This is a genomic window from Stenotrophomonas sp. CASM106, assembly GCF_049384825.1.
Taxonomy (GTDB): Bacteria; Pseudomonadota; Gammaproteobacteria; order Xanthomonadales; family Xanthomonadaceae; genus Stenotrophomonas; species Stenotrophomonas muris.
On record NZ_JBMRFS010000079.1, the window covers coordinates 1 to 413 of the forward strand.

1 protein-coding gene is annotated in these 413 nt (G+C 63.0%); it reads right to left on the bottom strand.

Annotated elements, in window-relative coordinates:
- Positions 1 to 29: 29 nt before the first annotated feature.
- A partial coding sequence (locus VG556_RS22620) for a hypothetical protein (RefSeq protein ID WP_423180083.1) occupies positions 30 to 413 on the bottom strand: 384 nt, incomplete at its 5' end.

Here is a 413-nt window from a genome sequence, read left to right on the forward strand (position 1 = left end):
GCCGGAGACAGTACGGTGACTACCGGCGGTCAGTCTGAGTAGAAGCCGTTGCCGAGGGGGCCGGGCAGGCCGGGTTCCGGCCAGGGCATCAGTGACGTGCAGGCGTCATACAGCGTGCAGAAGTCCTGCCGCAGTTGCGCAGGCACCCAGCTGCCATAGGAAACGTCGGTCGAGTCGCCCTGGCAGGCGTAGGAAACATCGATCCAGCGGGTATTGGCGTGTGAGGCAACGCCCTGGTGCTGGGTATTGCCCGTGCAGTAGCGCAGGCCCTGGCCGATCAGGGTGTTGTTGGCATCGAAGTAGAGCCGGGAGACTGCATGGGTTGGCGCAGCCTGTACGTGTGCGGCGCTCCCCATCAGGCCAAACAGCAACAACAGCGGAATTCCCATTCGCATCTGTGGTTCTCCTTGGAT